Raw genomic sequence first — 18,458 nt, forward strand, 5'->3', positions numbered from 1 at the left:
TGCCCTCCCCTCCTTGCGGCGGAGCACCATGTCACGCATCGCGATCATCGGACTCGGCAACGTCCTCATGGGCGACGACGGCTTCGGCCCGTACGTCGCGCAGCTCCTCGAGGGCTGGTACGACTGGCCCGACGACGTGCAGGTCACGGAGATCGGCACGCAGGGCGTCGACCTGACGCCCTTCGTGCGCGGCGCCGAGGCGCTGGTGGTGGTCTCGAGCGTCCACCGCAAGGCGCCGCCCGGCACCCTGCACCGGGTGTCGCACGCCGAGGTGATGGACCGGGAGCTCCCGAACCGCGAGCCGGCGCTCCGCAACAGCCCCTACGAGCCGGCGCTGCGGAACCTGGTCCTCACGCTCGAGTTCACCGGCGGCGCCCCGCGCCAGGTGGCGGTGGTCGGGGCCGAGCCCGAGAGCGTGGAGCTCAACGGCGGGCTCTCCGACCGGGTCCGCCCGGCGCTCGAGCCGGCGGTGGCGGCGGTGCTGGAGGTGCTCGCCACGCACGGCGTGCGGCCGCGGCCTCGCCAGCCCAGGCCGGAAGTGCTGCCGTGGTGGGAGATCCGGCAGGGAGCCTAGCGAGGCGCGGTGGTCTCGATCGCGCTCGCGCTCTGGCTCGCCGCGGCGGGGGACGCACCCTCGGACGGCGCCGCGCGCGCGCCGACCTCGACCTCGACCACGACCGCGCCGCCGACTTCGAGCTCGACGTCGGATCTGGACGAGCCGTCGACGCCGACCCGCACCGAGCCGGCCAGCCCTACCCCGCCCCCGCCGGTGCCGCCCACGCCGCCCACGCCGCCAGCGGCACCGGCCGCGCCGCGCGAGCCGGTCGTGCAGCTCACGGCCATCCCCCTCGTCACCTACGGCAGCGACATCGGGCTCCAGGCGGGCGCCGCGAGCTACCTCTACCAGCTCGACCGCGAGGGGCAGCGTGGCGACTGGGGTGCGCTGGGGTTCGCCTGGTCGACGCACGGGCCGCGCGGGATCGAGACCAAGGGCGAGCTCCTCCGGCTCTTCGACACCTCGCTGCGGGCGCTCTTCCAGGCGAAGGTCTGGTTCGACCCCGAGGCGCCGTACTGGGGCGAGGGGGCCGGGCTGGGCGGCCTCCCGGTCGCCCCGGGGGCGGGGAACCCGCCCGATCCGTTCCGGTGGCGCAGCTCCGGCCCCTGGCTGTCGCTCATCCTGCGCGGGGATCTCCTGGGGCCGCTCGGCTGGTGGGTGCGCTACCGGTTCACCGACATCTCCGTGGCGGACCCGGGCGAGGCGCTCCGCGCCGGTGCGCCGCCGGGCCGGGGCGGCGGGCCGTCGTCGCTCGTCCACCTCGGGCTCGTCTACGACCGGCGCGATCGCCCCTCCTCCCCGCGCCGCGGCGTCCTCGCGGACGCCTCGATCTTCGCCTCGCCGCCGCTCTCGCCCCTGGCGGCGCAGCAGCTCGCCGGCGGGGACGTCGGGCTCCGCGTCTACGTGCCGCTCTGGCGCGACACGGTGCTCGCCTTTCGCGGGCTCTACGACCTCAAGCTCGGCGACGTGCCGTTCTACGAGCGCTCGCAGTACGAGGGGCTCACGTACGGCGAGGGGCTCGGCGGCAACGGCACGGTGCGCGGGCTCGCGCGCGACCGCCTCTCTGGCGAGGAGAAGCTCCTGGCCGGGGTCGAGCTGCGCGCGTGGCTCACCGAGACGCGCTGGCTGGGGCGGCGCCAGCAGTGGGGCGTGTCGGCCGGCGGCGACGCCGGGCGCGCCCGCGACCGCGGCCACGCCCCCGTGGTCGGCGCCGGCGCGTTCGGCGGCGTCCGGGCGCTGCTCGACGAGGCGGTGGTGATCCGCTTCGAGGTCGGCTTCGCCGGCCAGGGCGCCACCGCCTACTACCTCGCGTTCGACGAGGCGTTCTGATCCCGCCGGAGCCGCCGCCCGCAGAGCAGCGCGTTCGCCGCGAGCGCCGCCGCCTGGGCGGCCACGCAGGCCGCCACCACCCCGGGCCAGCCGCCGCGCTGCCAGGCGAGGCCCGGCACCGACGCGCCGAACGTCCCGCCCACGTAATAGAAGGTGAGGTAGAGCGCGTTCGCGCCGCCCTTGGCCGTCCGCGCGCTGGCGTTCACGAACGAGGGCGCCACCGCCTGGGCGGTGTAGGCGCCGCCGACGAAGACCACCAGCCCCAGCACCACGATCGGCAAGGGCCCCGCCAGCGTGAGGACCGCCCCCAGCGCGCCGGCGGCGAGCCCGGCCGCCATCACCGCGCGCGGCGAGACGCGCTGGACGAGCCGCCCCGCCACCGGGGAGGCCACCACCCCCGCCGCGTACACGAGGTAGACGCTCGACACGAGCGCGGTCGGCAGCCGGTAGCGGGCGGAGGTGAGGTGGTAGGGCAAGAAGGTGAAGAGCCCCATCCAGCCGAAGAAGAGGCAGGCGCCGATGAGGAAGGCGCCGACCAGCCGCGGCTCGCGCAGGTGGCCCAGCACGCCGGCGTAGGCGCGGCGGAGCCCGAGCGGCTGCCGCGCGTCCGCCGGCGCGAGCTCGCGGGCGAGCCCGGCCGCCCCGAGCGCGGTGGCGGCCGCGCCGACGAGGAACGTCGCGCGCCAGCCGAAGGCGGCCGTGACCGGCCCCGCCATGACGCGGCCGAGGAGCCCGCCCGCGACCGCCGCCCCCATGATGCCGGCCACGACCCGCGTCAGCCGGTCGGGCGGCCAGCGGTCGCCGGCGTAGGCCACCGAGACCGCGGTCACCCCGGGGATGAAGGCGCCCTGGAGCGCGCGGAGCGCCAGGAGCCACCGGAAGGACGGGGCGAGGGCGCAGGCGACGGTGGGCACGACCAGCAGCGCCGCCGCGGTGACCATCACCCGCCGGCGGCCCCACGCGTCGGAGAGCGCGCCGTAGGAGGTGGAGGTGACCGCGATGGCGAACACCACCGCGGCGACGGTGAGGCCCGCCTGCGCCGGCGCCACCCCGAACTCGCGCGAGAGCTCGGGCAGCACCGGCTGGGTGAGGTACATGTCGGCGTAGCACGCCACGGTCGCCAGGTAGAGGGCGGCCGTGTCGCGCCGGCGCCGGCCGGCCCCGCGCGGCTCAGGCGAGGAGGACGAGGAGGTCCTCCTTCTCGACCAGGGCGCCCTCCGGGAAGCGGACCTCCGCCACCCGCCCGGCCGCCTTCGCCTTCACGTTCGTCTCCATCTTCATGGCCTCGGTCACGAGCAGGACCGTGCCCGCCGCCACCTCCTCGCCCGGCTTCACGCACAGCTTCACGATCTTGCCGGGCATGGGCGCGCCGACCTGCCGCGGGTCGGCCCGATCGGCCTTGGGCCGCGCCGCCCCGTCGCGCGCCGCCGAGAGGTCGCGCACGATGACGTTGCGCCCCTCCCCGTTCAGCTCGAAGAAGGCCTCGCGCGTGCCGTCCTTGGCGAGCGGCCCCACCAGCACGAGCTTCACGATGAGCGTCTTGCCCGGCTCGATCTCGACGCTGGTCTCCTGCCCCGGCTCGAGCCCGTACAGGAAGTGAGGCGTCGGCAGCACCGAGGTGTCGGAGTAGTCGGCGCGGTGCCGCTCCAGCTCCGCCCAGACGCTCGGGTAGAGGAGCCAGCTCACGAGCTGCTCGTCGGAGACGCGCCGCCCGGCGCGCTCCGAGGCCTTCCGCCGCTCCGCCTCGAGGTCGGCGGGCTCGAGGAGCTCTCCCGGCCGGACGTGGATGGGCTCCTCGCCCTTCAGCACGAGCTGCTGCAGCGCCGGGGGCCAGCCGCCGTGCGGCTGCCCCAGCATGCCCTTGAACATCCCCACCACCGAGGCCGGGAAGGCGAGGTCCTGACCCGGCCGGAAGAGGTCCTCCGGCTCGAGGTCGTTCTTCACCAGGAACATGGCCATGTCGCCCACGACCTTGGACGAGGGCGTGACCTTGACGATGTCGCCGAAGAGGAGGTTCACCTTCCGGTACATCTCCTTGCACTCCTCCCACCGGTCGAGGAGGCCCAGCCCCGCCACCTGCGGCTTGAAGTTGGAGTACTGGCCGCCCGGGATCTCGTGGCGGTAGACCTCGGCGGTGCCGCTCCGGAGGCCCGACTCGAAGGGCGCGTAGTGCTCGCGCACCGTCTCCCAGTACGCGGCGAGCTGCTGCAGCCCGCCCTGGTCGAGGCCGGTGTCCCACGGCGTGCCCCGCAGCACCGCCACCAGCGTGTCGAGCGACGGCTGCGAGGTGAGCCCGGAGAGCGGCGAGAGCGCCGCGTCGACGATGTCCACCCCGGCCTGGGCCGCCTCGAGCAGCGTGGCGCCCGCGTAGCCGGAGGTGTCGTGGGTGTGGAGGTGGACCGGGATCCCGAGCTCGTCCTTGAGCGCCTTGACGAGCTTGCGGGCGGCGAACGGCTTGAGGAGCCCCGCCATGTCCTTCACGCCCAGCACGTGGGCGCCCATGCGCTCCAGCTCCTTCGCGAGCGCCACGTAGTAGGTGAGCGGGTACTTGTCGCGCCTCGGGTCGGTGAGGTCGCCCGTGTAGCACATGGCGCCCTCGCAGAGCTTCCCGCTCCGCCGCACCGCCCCCATGGCGACCGCCATGCCCTTCGTCCAGTTGAGCGCGTCGAAGACGCGGAACACGTCCACGCCGGCCTGGGCGGCGGTGGCGACGAACGCCTCCACCACGTTGTCGGGGTAGTTGGTGTAGCCGACCGCGTTCGAGCCGCGGAGCAGCATCTGCAGGCAGACGTTGGGGACCGCCTCCGAGAGGCGGTGCAGCCGCTCCCACGGGTCCTCCTTGAGGAACCGCATGCAGACGTCGAAGGTGGCGCCGCCCCAGGCCTCGAGCGAGAAGAGGCCGGGCGCCAGCCGCGCCGTGGCGGGCGCGACGCGCAAGAGGTCGTAGGAGCGGACCCGGGTGGCGAGGAGCGACTGGTGCGCGTCGCGCATGGTGGTGTCGGTGACGAGCAGCCGCTCCTGCGCCAGCACCCAGCGCGCGAGCGCCTCCGGCCCCTGCTCGCGGAGGAGGTCGCGCGTCCCCTTCGCCGGGGCCGCCGCCAGGTCCACCGCCGGCAGGCGCGGCTCGCGCAGCTTCGAGGGCGCGAGCTTCGACGGGACGCCGGGCGAGCCGTTCACCACCACCTCGCCCAGGAACTGGAGCAGCTTCGAGCCGCGGTCCTGGCGCCGGCGAGCCTCGCGCAGCTCCGGGTGCTCGTCGATGAAGGAGGTGTCGCAGCGGCCGGCGAGGAAGTCCGGGTGCGTGATCACGTTCTCGAGGAACGGGATGTTGGTCTTCACGCCCCGGATGCGGAACTCCTGCAGGCACCGGTGCATGATGCGCGAGGCCTCGTCGAGCGTGAGGCCCCAGCTGCTCACCTTGACGAGCAGCGAGTCGTAGTGCGGCGTGATGACCGCGCCGGTGAAGGCGCTGCCGGCGTCGAGCCGGACCCCGGCGCCGCCCGGCGAGCGGTAGGCCTTGAGCGTGCCGGTGTCGGGCATGAACCCGTTCTGCGGGTCCTCGGTCGTGACGCGGCACTGGATGGCGTGGCCGCGCGCCTCGATGGCGCGCTGGTCGGGCATGCCCAGCTCCGCCAGGGTGGCGCCCTCGGCGATGCGGAGCTGGGCCTGGACCAGGTTCCGCCCGGTGATCATCTCGGTCACCGTGTGCTCGACCTGGATGCGCGGGTTCATCTCGATGAAGTAGAAGCGCCCCTCGCGATCGAGGAGGAACTCGCAGGTCCCGGCCGAGCGGTAGCGCACCAGGCCCGCGATCTTCAGCGCCGCCGCGCAGATCGCCTCCCGCAGCGCGGGGGCGAGCCCCGGCGCCGGCGCCTGCTCCACCACCTTCTGGTGGCGCCGCTGGATGGAGCAGTCGCGCTCGAAGAAGTGGACCAGGTGGCCGTGCGCGTCCCCCAGGACCTGCACCTCGATGTGCTTCGGGCGCTCGAGGAAGCGCTCCAGGAAGACGGTGGCGTTGCCGAAGGACGCGCGCGCCTCGCTCCGCGCCGAGGCGAGCCCCTCGAGGAGCTCGCGCCGGTCGCGCGCCACGCGCATCCCGCGCCCGCCGCCGCCCGCGGCCGCCTTGACGATGAGCGGGTAGCCGTGGGTCTTCGCGAAGAGGAGCGCCTCCTCCTCGTGCGCGATGGGCCCGTCGGTCCCCGGCACGACCGGCACCCCCGCCTCCAGGGCGGCCTTCCGCCCCGCCACCTTGTCGCCGAGGCGCCGCTGCTGCTCGGCGGTGGGGCCGACGAAGACCAGCCCGGCCGCCTCGACGCGCTCCGCGAAGTCCGGGTTCTCCGAGAGGAAGCCGTACCCGGGGTGGATGGCGTCCACGTCCTTCTCGCGCGCCAGGGCGATGAGCTCGTCGATCCCGAGGTAGGCGTCGATGGGCCCGCGGCCCTTCCCGACGAGGTACGCCTCGTCCGCCTTGTAGCGGTGGAGCGAGAGCCGGTCCTCGTGGGAGTAGACGGCCACCGTGCCCATGCCGAGCTCGGTGGCTGCGCGGAAGATGCGGATCGCGATCTCGCCGCGGTTCGCGACGAGCACCTTGCGGATCCGGCGGGCGGGGGTCGGGGCGGTGGGGGGCACGGCCACCTCGGCTCGGTGTGGGGTTGAACTCCCAGGAGAGCACAGGCGGGTGTGGGTTGTCGACCCACGATCACGCTGCGCCGGCCCCCCACGCGCCGGAGCCCCGCCCCCTACCCGCGCCGCAGGCCGTGCTGCGAGAGCGGGGCGAGCCGACGGGCGGCGGCCCCGGCGCCGCCCGGCGCGTGCGCGGCGGACGGGCGGGTCCGCGCCCACAGCGCCGGCACGCGCGCGGCGGGGAACGCATTGGCCTCGACGCGCTCGCCCACGAAGCGCGCCGCCGGGACGAACGTCCAGGAGGGGAGCGGCGCCGGCCCGTCCGGCGGGAGCGGCGCCCAGCCGACCACCTCGCGGTCCCAGCGCCACGCCACCCACGCCGGCGCCCAGGTGCGGCCCGGCACCCACACCCAGCCGTACGCGCCGTCGAGCACCCAGCGGCCGTAGTGGTAGGTCGCGAAGCCCCACGGCTCGTCGGTGACCCAGAACCAGCCGTCCTCGGTATAGGTCCACGATCCGTGAAAATAGGGGCGCCAGTCCCCGTCGACGCCGGCCGGGCGCCAGGCGCGCCCCCAGCGCGCGGCGCGGACCCAGTCGCCCTGCTCGGCCAGCAGCGCCTCGAAGTCCCCGGAATCCGGGGCGCTGGCGGCCGGCGCCGGGCGCGGCTCGCCGGCGCGCGCCGGGGCGGCGCCCGCCAGCGCGGCCGAGAGCGCCACCCACGCCACGAGCCGCGGCGCCGCGCGCAGGGCGCGGGCGGCGTGGGCGCGCGGGAGGCCAGGGGGACGGTGGGCCATTGCTGCCCAGCCGTAGCACGCGCCGGGCCAGCTCCGCCGCGGCGCCCGCGGACCCGGCGGGCTGGGTCGGCCGGGCGGGTCGTCCGCGCTACCGGAGCTCCGCCAGGAGCGTCTCCAGCACCTCGCGCGAGGGACGCGTCGCGCGCTCGGGCAGCGTCGCCAGCGGCGCGTCCACCAGCGCCAGCTGGTCGAGCAGCGTGGGCGCGCCGGTGTTCACGTAGAAGAGGCCGGTCAGCACCTCGCCGCGCTGCTGCGCCGTCGCGAGCCGCGTCAGCGCCCGGATCCGGTCGCGCGGGTCGTACCCCTCCTCCAGCTTGGAGAGCCGGAGCCGCGAGCCGTCGTGCAGCTCGACGTCGAGCGAGGTGCCGGGCGCGTACTCCACCGCGATGTCCTCGCGCGCCGGGACGAACGAGAGCTCCTCCAGCGCCTCGGCGTGCTCCTTCACGTAGGCGAACGACTTGGTCGAGCCCTCGTGGTCGTTGAAGGTGACGCAGGGCGAGAGCACGTCGAGCATCGACGTGCCGCGGTGCGCGAGCGCCGCCTTGAGCAGCGCCGAGAGCTGGCGCTTGTCGCCGGAGAAGCTGCGGGCGACGAAGGTGGCGCCGAGCTCCACCGCCAGGGCGCAGGTGTCGATGGGCGGCAGCTCGTTGACCGCGCCGCTCTTCGCCCGGGAGCCCACGTCGGCGGTCGCGCTGAACTGGCCCTTGGTGAGCCCGTACACGCCGTTGTCCTCCACCACGTACACGATGGGCAGGTTGCGCCGCATGAGGTGCACGAACTGGCCGACGCCGATGGAGGCGGTGTCGCCGTCGCCCGAGACCCCCACCGCCGTGAGCCCCTGGTTCGCGAGGAGCGCGCCGGTCGCGACCGACGGCATGCGCCCGTGCAGCGCGTTGAACGCGTGCGCGCGGGAGAGGAAGTAGGCGGGGCTCTTCGAGCTGCAGCCGATCCCGGAGAGCTTCACCACCCGCTCCGGCGGGATGCCCAGCTCGTAGAACGCGTCCACCAACCGCTCGCTGATGGCGTTGTGGCCGCAGCCGGCGCAGAGCGTGCTCTTGCCGCCCCTGTACTCGGCGAGGGGCAGGCCGAGGCGGTTCGCGCGCGGGGCGGCGGGGGTGGAGTCGGCCATGTCAGCGTCCCTCCTCGGCGGCGCCGATGGCGCCGGTGAGCGTGCGGGCGTCGAGCGGCAGCCCGGTGATGCGCGCCAGCGGCCGCACGCGCGCGGCGAGCTCGGGGCCGAGGTCGCCCCGCAGGAGCGTCGCGAGCTGGGCGTCGCGGTTCTGCTCGACGACGTAGACGCGCGCGTGGCGCGCCACGAAGGCGCGCACCTCCTCCGGGAACGGGTAGGCGCGCAGGCGCTGGTAGTCGGTGGCGAGGCCGCGCTCCTCGGCCAGCTGATCGCGCGCCTCCACCACCGCGTGGTGCGAGCTCCCGTAGGCGATGATCCCGACCTCCGCGCCGCGGTCGTCCGTCACCGGCGGCGGGACGAGCCCGCGGGCCGTGTCGAGTTTCCGCCGCAGGCGCAGCAGGTTCCGCTCCCAGTCCTCGGCGCGCTCGCTGTAGCGCGCCTCGTCGTCGTGGCCAGTGCCGCGGGTGAAGTAGGCCGCCTTCGGGTGGTCGGTGCCGGGCAGGGTGCGCCAGGCGATCCCGTCGCCGTCCACGTCGCGGTACCGCGCGAAGCCGCCCAGGCGCTCCAGGTCCTCCTTCGAGAGCACCTTGCCCCGGTCGAGCGGGCGCTCCGGGTACGGGAACGGGTCGGACATCCAGACGTTCATGCCGAGATCGAGGTCGGTGAGGACGAAGACCGGCGTCTGCAGCCGCTCGGCCAGGTCGAACGCCTGCGCGCCGAGCGTGAAGCACTCCTCCACGGCGGCCGGCAGGAGCAGCACGTGCTGGGTGTCGCCGTGGGAGAGCAAGGCGGCCGAGAGGACGTCGCCCTGCGAGGTGCGCGTCGGCAGCCCGGTGGAGGGGCCCACCCGCTGCACGTCGAAGACCACCGCCGGCACCTCGGCGAAGTAGCCGAGCCCCGCGAACTCCGCCATGAGCGAGAGCCCCGGGCCCGAGGTGGCGGTCATGGCGCGGGCGCCCGCCCAGCCCGCGCCGATGACCATCCCCATCGCCGCGAGCTCGTCCTCGGCCTGCACGACCGCGAAGGTGGCCCGGCCGTCCTCGCCGACGCGGGTGCGCTGCAGGTACCGGGTGAGGCTCTCGACCAGCGACGACGAGGGCGTGATGGGGTACCAGGTCACGACCGTCACCCCGGCGAACAGCGCGCCCAGGGCGCAGGCGGCGTTGCCGTCGACGATGAGCTTCCCCCGCGTGAGGTCGAGGCGCCGGATCGTGAACGGGTCCTGCTTGCGGAGCTGGCCGGCGTGCTCGAAGCCGGCGCGGGCGGCGGCGACGTTGAGCTCGGCCGCCTTCGCCTTCTTCGCGAACTGCCGCGCGATGGCGCGCTCCACCTCCGGCAGCTCGATCTCCAGCAGCCGCGCCAGCACCCCGACGTAGGCCATGTTGCGGAGCAGCTTCTTCACCCGCGCATCGGAGCTGACCTGCCCCGCCAGCCGGTCGAAGGGGACGGGGTAGAAGGCGAGGTCGGTGCGGAGCGACGAGAGCCCCAGCGGCTCGTCGTAGACCACCGCCGCGCCGGCGGCGAGCCCGGCCACGTCCTCGCGCGCCGTCTCCGGGTTCATGGCGACGAGGACGTCCACCTCCGGCTTGCGCGCCACGTAGCCGCGCGCGCTGGCGCGCAGCGTGTACCAGGTCGGGAGCCCCGCGATGTTGGAGGGGAAGAGGTTCTTGCCGGAGACCGGCACGCCCATCTGGAAGATCGCGCGCAGGAGGACGGTGTTGGCGCTCTGCGAGCCCGAGCCGTTCACCGTCGCCACCTGGATGCTGAGGTCGTTCACGACCGCGGCGCGCGCGCCGCCTGGCGAGGACGGATCGCCGTCCCCGGCCGCCATGCTCTCGGACATGCCGGGTCGATAACCCGGCGCGCGCTCACCTGCCGCCCAGGACGGGGATCCGGGCGCCCGCTCGGCCGGCGCCGCCCCGGCCAGGCCGGCGCTGAAGGTGGGTCGCCCCCACCCGGGTGACTCTGCTAGAAACGGAGGTCCGATGAGCACCACCGCCGCGACGCCGCGGGAGATTCCCTTCAACTACACCTCGGCGGACGACCGGCAGGCCGTCTCGCACCTGCTCGGGCCCGAGGTGTGGGGCAAGCTGGAGGCGCTCCGGGCGCGCCGCGTCACCGGCCGCTCGGCGCGCCTGCTGCTGCGGGTGTTCGGCGAGGTGCTGGTCCACCGCCGCAACGCCTACCTCTACGAGGAGCTGCTCGCCTCCGCCGCCCGGCGCCGCCGGCTCTTCCGGAACCTGCAGGAGGACCTCGCGGTCGTCGCGCAGCACGCCGGCGGGGAGCCGCTCGTGGCGGAGGTGATCGCGGCCACCCGCGGCCTGGTGGACGGCTTCGCCCGCGAGCTGGCCGAGCTGCCGCAGGCGCGCGCCCGGACGGCCGCCGCCCTCGCCCCCATCGTCGGTCGCGAGAACGTCCTCTTCGACCCCTTCACGCTCGTCTCGCACGCCACCGACGCCACCGACTGGCGGCTCCACCTCCCGTTCGCGGTGGTGATGCCGTCCGAGGAGCGGCAGGTGGCGCCGCTGCTCGCCGCCATCGAGGCGCTCGGCCTCAAGGCCATCCCGCGCGGCGCCGGCACCGGCCTCACCGGCGGCGCGGTGCCGCTCCACGCCCGGTGCGTGATGGTGAACACCGAGAAGCTCAACCGGATCCTGGCGGTGGAGGAGCGCGACTTCGCGCTCGCCGGCGGCCGGGCGATGAAGGCGAGCGTGATGCGGCTCGAGGCGGGCGTCATCACCGAGCACGCCATGGAGCACGCGGCCGAGCGCGGGCTGGTCTTCGCGACCGACCCCACCAGCGCCTGGGCCTGCTCCATCGGCGGCAACATCGCCGAGAACGCCGGCGGCAAGACGGCGGTGCTGTGGGGCACCTGCATCGACAACCTGCTCGCCTGGGACATGGCGATGCCGGGCGGCGCCACCTTCCACGTGCGCCGCACCGACCACCAGCTGCGCAAGATCCTGCCCGCCGACCCGGTCACCTTCGAGGTGACCGACGCGGGCGGCAGCCCGGTGAGGACCATCGCGCTCACCGGCCGCGACCTGCGCCGGAACGGGCTGTGGAAGGACATCACCAACAAGACGCTCAAGGGCCTGCCGGGCGTGCAGAAGGAGGGCACCGACGGCGTCATCACCTCGGCCGAGTTCGTCCTCCACCGCGCCTACCCCTCCAGCCGGACGCTCTGCCTCGAGTTCTTCGGGCCGGACATGGACGAGGCGAGCCACGTCATCCTGGGCCTGGCGCGCGCCTTCCCGGACCGCGGGCAGGAGGTGCTGCAGGCGCTGGAGCACTTCGACGACGAGTACGTGCGCGCCATCGGCTACAAGGTGAAGGCCCCCCGGGCCGAGGCGCCCAAGGCGGTGCTGCTCATCGACGTGGTGGGGCACGACGCCGCCCAGACCGCCCGCGGGGTGGAGCGCGTCCGCGCGCTGCTGGCGGAGCACGCCAACACCTTCCTCTTCGAGGCCAAGGACGCCGCCGAGGCGAAGCGCTTCTGGGCCGACCGCAAGAAGCTCGGCGCCATCGCAGCGCGCACCAACGCCTTCAAGCTCAACGAGGACATCGTCCTCCCGCTCGACGCGCTGGCCGAGTTCGCCCGCTTCTGCGACCGGGTGAACGTGGAGGAGGAGCGCGCCGCCCAGCGCGCGTTCGCCTGGCGCGTGCGCGAGTACCTCGAGGCGGCCCAGGAGGAGGACGGCGCGTTCCTGCCCGAGAAGATCGCGCGGGCGCGCCTGCGCTGCGACGCCGGGCTGCAGGCCGTGGACGCCGCCGGGGAGCGCGAGCTGCGCGCGCTGGCGCTGGTCGAGGCGCTCCGCAAGGACCTGCTCGACCTGGTGCGCGGCTACGCGCGCGTCTCGGCCGGCATCGAGGCGCTCTTCGCCGAGGAGCGGCGCCGGCGCATCGTCATCGCCACCCACATGCACGCCGGCGACGGCAACGTGCACGTGAACATCCCCGTCCTCTCCAACGACCGCGGCATGATGCGGCGCGCCGAGGAGACGGTGGACCGGGTGATGGCCGAGGTGGCGCGCCTCGGCGGCGTCTGCTCGGGCGAGCACGGCATCGGGGTCACCAAGCTCAAGTACCTGGAGCCGGCGCTGGTGGCGGAGCTCTCGGCCTACCGGCGCGAGGTGGACCCGCGCGGCACGATGAACCCCGGCAAGCTGGAGGACCTGGCGCTCGTCGACCGCATCTTCACGCCCTCGTTCAACCTGCTCGAGCTCGAGGCGCGGATCCTCCGCCACGGCAAGCTCGAGGAGCTGGCGCAGAAGATCGCGAAGTGCGTCCGCTGCGGGAAGTGCAAGCCGGACTGCTGCGTCTACCACCCGGCGCGCGGGCTCTTCTTCCACCCACGCAACAAGAACCTCGCCATCGGAGCCCTCATCGAGGCGCTCCTCTACGAGGTGCAGCGCGACCGGTCGGCCTCCTTCGAGCTGCTGCGCCACCTCGAGGAGGTGGCCGACCACTGCACCATCTGCCACAAGTGCGCGAAGCCGTGCCCGGTGGACATCGACACCGGCGAGGTCTCGGTGCTCGAGCGCGAGATCCTGATGGCGCACGGGTACAAGCACCACGCCGCCCCGACCCGCGCCACGCTGCGCTACCTCGAGTCCACCTCGCCCGCCTACAACGCGGCCTTCCGCGCCGGGGTGGTCCGGCTCGGCGGCGCGCTGCAGCGGGCCGTGGCCCGGGTCGCCGGGCGCCCCGGCGCCGAAGGGGCGGGCGAGGCGCCCTACCCGCTCCAGCTCCTGCGCTCGCCGCTGCCGCCCATCGACGCGGCCACCATGCGGGCCGCGCTCCCGGAGTGCGGGCCGGGCGAGGCGCTCGTGCTCGAGCCGGACGGGGAGGCCGCGGCGACGGTGCTCTACTTCCCGGGCTGCGGCTCGGAGCGGCTCTACGGCTCGGTGGGCATGGCGGCGCTGCACGTCCTGCTCGAGAGCGGCGCGCGGGTGGTGCTGCCGCCGCCGTTCCTGTGCTGCGGGTTCCCGGCCTGGGCCAACGCCCGCACCGAGCAGCACGGCCGGATGGTGCTGCGGGACACGCTGGTGCTGAGCCAGATCCGCGAGATGCTCTCCTACCTCGCCTTCGACGCGGTGGTCGTCACTTGCGGCACCTGCCGCGAGGGGCTCGTCGCGATGGAGGCCGGGCCCATCTTCGGCTGCGAGGTGCAGGACCTCGCCCGGTTCGCGCTCTCGCGCGGGCTCGCCGAGCGCACCCGCGCCGCCGCCCCCGCCGGCGGGTACCTGTACCACGCCCCCTGCCACGACTCCCTCGACGGCCAGGGCCCAGCGGTCATCGCCCAGCTCACCGGGGGCGCCGCGGAGAAGGTGCCGCACTGCTGCTCGGAGGCGGGCACGCTGGCGCTCTCGCGCCCCGACATCACCGACGCCATGCTCCACCGCAAGCGCGCCGCCCTGGGCGAGGCGCTGGCGGAGCGCCCCGAGGGCGCGGTGGTGCTCACGAACTGCCCGTCCTGCCTGCAGGGCCTCGGCCGCAACGCCGCGCTCGGCGCCGCGCCGCGCCACCTCGCCGTCGAGCTGGCGCGCGCGCTCTCGGGCGACCGCTGGCCGGAGCTCCTGCGCGAGCGCGCGGCCCGGGCGCAGGCCGTCCGGTTCTGACGCGCGGGCGCGGGCCGCGCCCCGCGGCCGGCCGCCGGGGGGAGACGGGGGCGGGGCCTCACCCCGCCCCCGAGCCCGGTTCCGCTACTTCCAGCCCGGGAACGGCCACACGGCCTTCCCGGCGGCGAGCTCCTGCGGCCACACGGTGACGTGCTTGCCGTCCTGGACCTGCTCCACCAGCATCTGGTGCTTGTTCTGGTTGGTGTAGCCCTCGTAGTCCTGGAACTTCACCGGGCCGTCCACGCCGTTCCAGCTGCCCGCGTCGAGCCCCTGGCGAAGCTTCTCGCGGTCGCCGTTCGCCTTGGCGGCCTCCTCCCCCAGGATCATCATCGCGGCGTAGGCGGTGGCGGCGTGGTAGGTCGGCGGCTTGCCGAACTGCTTCACGTACCGGTCGTTGAACTCCTTCGCGCCCGGCCAGCTCACCTGCGGCGTCCACTGCGACGAGGCGAAGACGCCGTTCGAGATCGCCTTCTCGTTCGCGAACGGGACCGTCGAGAAGCCGGCCCCGGCGCCCAGGAACGCCTGCGGCGAGAGGCCGATCTCGCGCGACTGCCGCATGAGCAGGATGGCGTCCGCGACGTACGACACCATGAAGACGACGTCGGGGTTCGTGCCCTTGAGCTTCACCAGCGTCGAGCGGTAGTCCGGCGAGCCCTTCGAGTAGGCCTCCTCGAACACCACCTTGAGCCCCTTCTTCTCCGCGTACGCCTTGGCGCTCTTCGAGCCGGAGATGCCGAAGTCGGTGTTCTCCCCGAGGATGGCGATGGTCTTCGGCTTCCCCAGCGAGAGCGCCATGTCGAGCAGGATCGAGGCGTAGTCGCCGGTGGTGGCCGACACGCGGAAGACCCACTTGTACCCTTGGCGCGTGATCTCCTCCTTCGACGCGACCGGGTTCACCAGGGGCACCTTGTAGCGCTCGGCGGCCTTGGCCACCGCGCTCGTCACCGCGGAGGTGTAGGCGCCGACCACGCCGGCGACGTTGTCGCGGGTGGCGAGCTTCTCCAGCGCGGAGAGCCCGATCTGCGGCTTGCCCGTGTCGTCCTCCCACACGAGCTGCGCGTCGATGCCCTTCTTCTTCAGGTCCTCCTGGGCCAGCTTGATGCCGTTGGTGAGGTTCTCGCCGATGGGGGCCTCCGGGCCCGTCATCGAGTTGATGACTCCGAGCTTCACCGTCGCCGCGCTGGCCGGCCGGGCCAGTGCCAGGGCGAGCAGCGCGATCCAGGTCTTATTCACCATGTGTGACTCCTCCGGGGAGGCGAGCCGTGAACCTCCTGTGTACGAGGCCCCGACGAAGGGTGCAAGCGCGACGTGCCCGGCGGGTGCTAACGCCCGATCCGGGTCGGGTGCGCGTAGACGTTGAGCGACTCGCCCCGGACGAACCCGGCCAGCGTCAGGCCGGCCGCCCGCGCCAGGTCCACCGCCAGCGTGGTCGGAGCGGACACGCTCGCCAGGATGGGGATCCCGGCCCGCGCCGCCTTCTGGACCATCTCGAAGCTGGCGCGGCCGCTCACGACGAGCAGCGCCGGCCGGCCCGCCTCCGGGGCGCCCGGCCCGAGGCGGCCCTCGCGCAGCAGCGCGCCGACCACCTTGTCCACCGCGTTGTGGCGCCCGACGTCCTCGCGCGCCACCAGCCGGCGACCCGCCGCGTCATGGGCCGCCGCCGCGTGGGTGCCGCCGGTCCGCGCGAAGGTGCCCTGCGCCTCGCGCAGGCTCGCCACCGCCGCCGTCACCACCGGCCAGGGCACGGCGGGGCCGGCGGGGAGCGGGGCGCAGCAGGACACCAGGTCCTCGACGCTGCGCCGCCCGCACACCCCGCAGGCGGCGGTGGTGAGGCTGCCGCGCCGGCTCGCCTCGACCCGCTCGACGGCGAGCGCCACGCCGGCGCCCGGGGCCACCTCGACCACGTTGCCGTAGCCCTCCTCGCCGGGCCGCCCGCAGTGCGCCACCGAGCCGACGTCCGCCGGGGACGCGATGAGGCCCTCGCCCCAGAGGAAGCCGAGGGTCAGGTCCCCGTCGTCCCCGGGGGTCCGCATGGTGACGGCGACCGGGTCGCCGGAGATGCGGATCTCGAGCGGCTCCTCCACCGCCACGCTGTCCTCCCGGACGGCGCCGGTGCGGGGGTCGTGGACGGGTCTGCTGGCGTGGCGCGCGGGGATGGGATGCCTCCTCGAGGGTGTGTTTACCGCATCGCCCGCCGGCGCGCTCGGCGCCCGAACGCCCGCGCGCCGGCGAGCGGCGCGGTGGCTAGCTTTCCGGCATGGGCGAGCAGGTCTGGCCGGGCAGGCCCCACCCCCTCGGCGCGACCGCCGACGGCGAGGGCGTCAACTTCGCGGTCTACTCGAGCGGCGCGGAGCGGGTGGAGATCTGCCTCTTCGACGAGCGCGACCCGCGCAGGGAGCTCCGCCGCGTCGTGCTGGGCGAGGAGACGGCCCACGTCTGGCACGGGTACGTCCCGGGGCTGCGCCCGGGCGCGCTGTACGGCGTCCGCGCGTTCGGCCCGTACGAGCCGAAGCGCGGGCTGCGCTACAACGGGAACAAGCTGCTCGTGGACCCCTACGCGCGCGCGATCACCGGCGAGGTCGACTTCCGCCAGCCGGTCTTCGCCTACCAGCTCGGGCAGTCCGACGACACCTTCGACGACCGCGACAGCGCCGCCGGCATGCCCAAGGCGGTGGTGATGGGCGACGGCTTCGACTGGGAGGGCGACGCGCCGCCCGATCACCCGCTGCACCAGTCCATCATCTACGAGGTGCACCTCCGCGGCTTCACCATGCGGCACCCGGGCGTGCCGGAGCCCCTGCGCGGGACCTACGCCGGGTTCGCGCACCCGGCGGCCATCGAGCACCTGAAGCGGCTCGGCGTGACCGCGGTGGAGCTCCTGCCGGTCCACGAGTTCACCGACGACGCCTACCTCACCGACAAGGGCCTCAGGAACTACTGGGGCTACAGCACGCTCGCCTTCTTCGCCCCGGAGCACCGGTACGCCGCCGGCGGCACGCGCGGCGAGCAGGTGAACGAGTTCAAGCAGATGGTGAAGGCGCTCCACCGGGCCGGGATCGAGGTCATCCTGGACGTGGTCTACAACCACACCGCGGAGGGGAACCACCTCGGCCCGACGCTCTCGCTGAAGGGGCTCGACAACCTCGCCTACTACCGCCTCTCCCCCGAGGACCTGCGGCACTACTGGGACTCGACCGGCACCGGGAACAGCCTCAACGTCCCCGAGCCGCAGACGCTGAAGCTCGTCATGGACTCGCTCCGCCACTGGGTCACGGAGCTGCACGTCGACGGTTTCCGCTTCGACCTCGCCACCACCCTCGCCCGCGACCCGTTCCACTTCAACCCGCGCGGCAACTTCCTGCAGGCCTGCCACCAGGACCCGGTGCTCGCGCGCGTGAAGCTCATCGCCGAGCCGTGGGACGTGGGGCCCGGCGGCTACAACGTGGGCGAGTTCCCGGTGGGCTGGTCGGAGTGGAACGGCAAGTTCCGCGACGTGGTGCGCCGGTTCTGGAAGGGCGACATCGCGCATCAGGAGCTGGGCCGGCGGCTCACCGGCTCGGCCGACCTCTACCAGGCGGCCGGCCGCAAGATCTTCGCCTCCGTGAACTTCGTCACCTGCCACGACGGCTTCACGCTGCGTGACCTGGTCTCGTACGACCACAAGCACAACGAGGCCAACGGGGAGCAGAACCGGGACGGCGCCGACGACAACGCCTCCTGGAACTGCGGGGTGGAGGGCGACACCGACGACCCGGCGGTGAACGCGCTGCGCGACCGCCAGCAGCGCAACCTCATCGCCACGCTCCTGCTCGGCCAGGGCGTCCCCATGCTCTGCGCCGGGGACGAGATGGGGAAGACGCAGGGCGGCAACAACAACGCCTACTGCCAGGACAACGAGCTCTCCTGGCTCGACTGGGCGCTCGGCCCGCGGCGCGAGGCGCTGCTCGGCTTCACCATCCGCATGCTGCGCCTGCGCCGCGCCCAGCCCGTGCTGCAGCGGCGGCGCTTCTTCCGGGGCGCCACCTACCGGGACTCCTCGCTCGAGGACCTCGCCTGGTTCCGCCCCGACGGGCAGCCGATGACGGAGGAGGACTGGAACCAGCCCTACGTCCGCTCGCTGGCGTACCTGCTCGGCGGCGACACCATCGCCACCCCCGACGAGCGCGGCGAGCGCATCGTGGGCGACACGCTGCTCGTGCTCATGAACGCCCACCACGAGGCGGTGCCCTACACCCTGCCCGACATCGACTGGGGCCAGGAGTGGGAGATCCTCGTCGACACCGCCGGCACCAGCGACGCCAAGCGGGACCGCCTCACCGCCCGCGGCGTGGTCGACGTGAGCGCACGCTCGCTGGTGGTCCTGTCGCGCCCGGCGGCGGAGTGACCGGCGCGCCCGGACGGGCCCC

Annotated in this window: 12 protein-coding genes; 4 read left to right on the forward strand and 8 right to left on the reverse strand. The window is 74.2% G+C overall.

The window, feature by feature from the left end:
- The first annotated feature begins 28 nt into the window (after positions 1 to 28).
- Entirely contained in the window at positions 29 to 574 is a 546-nt protein-coding gene (locus tag HWY08_RS00195; protein ID WP_176062110.1) for a hydrogenase maturation protease, read from the forward strand.
- On the opposite strand, the gene HWY08_RS00200 is transcribed toward HWY08_RS00195, so the two are convergent.
- Positions 571 to 837, reverse strand: a complete 267-nt coding sequence (locus HWY08_RS00200; protein ID WP_176062111.1) for a hypothetical protein — start codon at positions 835 to 837, stop codon at positions 571 to 573. The genes HWY08_RS00195 and HWY08_RS00200 overlap by 4 nt on opposite strands.
- Here HWY08_RS00200 and HWY08_RS00205 point away from each other — a divergent pair.
- Positions 827 to 1,885, forward strand: coding sequence for a BamA/TamA family outer membrane protein (locus HWY08_RS00205; RefSeq protein ID WP_176062112.1), 1,059 nt, complete (start codon positions 827 to 829; stop codon positions 1,883 to 1,885). The two genes, HWY08_RS00200 and HWY08_RS00205, sit on opposite strands and share 11 nt — an antisense overlap.
- On the opposite strand, the gene HWY08_RS00210 is transcribed toward HWY08_RS00205, so the two are convergent.
- The 5 genes from HWY08_RS00210 to HWY08_RS00230 form a co-directional block, all read right to left on the reverse strand.
- Positions 1,858 to 3,009, reverse strand: coding sequence for an MFS transporter (locus tag HWY08_RS00210; protein WP_255499451.1), 1,152 nt, complete (start codon positions 3,007 to 3,009; stop codon positions 1,858 to 1,860). The two genes, HWY08_RS00205 and HWY08_RS00210, sit on opposite strands and share 28 nt — an antisense overlap.
- A gap of 46 nt (positions 3,010 to 3,055) precedes the next feature.
- Positions 3,056 to 6,514, reverse strand: a complete 3,459-nt coding sequence (locus HWY08_RS00215; RefSeq protein ID WP_176062113.1) for a pyruvate carboxylase — start codon at positions 6,512 to 6,514, stop codon at positions 3,056 to 3,058.
- 110 nt (positions 6,515 to 6,624) lie between these two features.
- Positions 6,625 to 7,302: a DUF6600 domain-containing protein gene (locus HWY08_RS00220; protein ID WP_176062114.1), complete on the reverse strand. Its 678-nt coding sequence runs from the start codon at positions 7,300 to 7,302 to the stop codon at positions 6,625 to 6,627.
- Between the two features lie 88 nt (positions 7,303 to 7,390).
- Positions 7,391 to 8,431 (reverse strand): 2-oxoacid:ferredoxin oxidoreductase subunit beta, encoded by a 1,041-nt coding sequence (locus HWY08_RS00225; protein WP_176062115.1) that lies wholly within the window; start codon positions 8,429 to 8,431, stop codon positions 7,391 to 7,393.
- 1 nt (position 8,432) lies between these two features.
- Entirely contained in the window at positions 8,433 to 10,274 is a 1,842-nt protein-coding gene (locus HWY08_RS00230) for a 2-oxoacid:acceptor oxidoreductase subunit alpha (protein WP_176062116.1), read from the reverse strand.
- 142 nt (positions 10,275 to 10,416) lie between these two features.
- Between HWY08_RS00230 and HWY08_RS00235 the strand changes: the two genes are divergently transcribed.
- A complete protein-coding gene (locus HWY08_RS00235) occupies positions 10,417 to 14,052 on the forward strand; it encodes a DUF3683 domain-containing protein (RefSeq protein WP_176062117.1) in 3,636 nt (1,211 codons plus the stop codon).
- Between the two features lie 84 nt (positions 14,053 to 14,136).
- On the opposite strand, the gene HWY08_RS00240 is transcribed toward HWY08_RS00235, so the two are convergent.
- Both HWY08_RS00240 and fdhD read right to left on the reverse strand, forming a co-directional pair.
- Complete coding sequence (locus HWY08_RS00240; RefSeq protein ID WP_176062118.1) at positions 14,137 to 15,288, reverse strand: ABC transporter substrate-binding protein; 1,152 nt, start codon at positions 15,286 to 15,288, stop codon at positions 14,137 to 14,139.
- An 86-nt stretch (positions 15,289 to 15,374) separates the two neighbouring features.
- A complete protein-coding gene (gene fdhD / locus HWY08_RS00245; protein ID WP_176062751.1) occupies positions 15,375 to 16,208 on the reverse strand; it encodes a formate dehydrogenase accessory sulfurtransferase FdhD in 834 nt (277 codons plus the stop codon).
- Positions 16,209 to 16,309: 101 nt separating this feature from the next.
- Between fdhD and glgX the strand changes: the two genes are divergently transcribed.
- A complete protein-coding gene (gene glgX / locus HWY08_RS00250; protein WP_176062119.1) occupies positions 16,310 to 18,436 on the forward strand; it encodes a glycogen debranching protein GlgX in 2,127 nt (708 codons plus the stop codon).
- The last annotated feature ends 22 nt before the right edge of the window (positions 18,437 to 18,458 follow it).

This window comes from Anaeromyxobacter diazotrophicus, from assembly GCF_013340205.1.
GTDB lineage: Bacteria > Myxococcota > Myxococcia > Myxococcales > Anaeromyxobacteraceae > Anaeromyxobacter_A > Anaeromyxobacter_A diazotrophicus.